Source organism: Escherichia sp. AM3 (assembly GCF_032029835.1).
Lineage (GTDB): Bacteria > Pseudomonadota > Gammaproteobacteria > Enterobacterales > Enterobacteriaceae > Escherichia > Escherichia coli.
Window position 1 is genome coordinate 1 of the sequence record NZ_JAVUPQ010000347.1, and the last position, 1131, is coordinate 1131.

Sequence of the window (1131 nt, forward strand, 5' to 3'; positions counted from 1 at the left end):
GTGACAATCAGCCCCAAATCTTCCAGAGTGGAAGTCACGATATTGGTGTCTTTCACCAGACGCTCCGGTGAATCCGCAAAGACAACCAGGGTCTGATGCGATTTCCCGAAAGAAATATATCCGCTGGAAACCATATCCAGTCCGACTTTCAGATCTGCCAGCAAAGATTTGGCAGCATCATCCGTCATTTCCAGCTTATCGATCTGATCATCCAGCGCCTTAATCGCTGACTGCTTATCCATCGCAGTAAAGGACGATGTCACGACATACTCAACGGGGAGATACATCAGAGCATCCAGAATACCGGCATCCGTCTCCTGAAAATAATCCTTAATCTCTATGCAACGAAAATACCGGGCATGGTCTGACGCGGTAATTTGTCCGGCATCATTACCAAAGAACAGGTCTTTTCCTCCCAGATATGTATAAAACGGACTACTGCTAACCCTGACCTTTTGCCATCGACCAGAAAGCAGATACTGGAACAGAGATAACTGATCTGAATAAACAACCCCATGATCTTCATAAAGCCCAAGACGTCGGGAATGAAAACGGGACAGATAGGTGTTCAACCTGTCGCAAATTTCATTCATTTCATTAACAGGCTCTTTAAAGATATCTTTTTGTTTTTTACCGCGTGAAAAGAAATGCGTTACTTTATCTTCCGTAGTAAAAGGTTTAAAACAAATCGTCAGAAATAATTTATTCTCGAAAAATTCAGACTGAGGGAATGACTCGTAATAATCATTCATTACTCTGTTCACAAAAGGAATTTTACTGTTAAATACTGGTCTGACGTCCTTTTTACATCTGATACGATGAGGATACAGCGTAACAGATTTCCCTTCAAAGCTACGTATAAGCGTATTGAGCTGATCTGTCAGAATTGACAAATCTTCAGAATCAACACACTCAAAGTAAGCACCGTCTATCTGCCAGGTTGCCAGCAAATCCCGGTTTTTTGTAACGATAATGTTGTCAGTGATATGTGAAGAGTACGGAATTAACTCTTCAACAGAAGACTGGTCTTTCAGCTTCATAAAGTTATCCACTTTTGAAATATCAACTTCGTCGTACTGGCTCCCCGCATAATGGACTGCGCTGAATCGCTTGTTTGATAAAGGATGCCCT

General features: G+C 41.9%; 1 pseudogene. It reads right to left on the minus strand.

From position 1 onward, the window contains the following. A pseudogene (locus RTW80_RS25710) lies at positions 1 to 1131 on the minus strand (conjugal transfer protein); the annotation flags it as partial.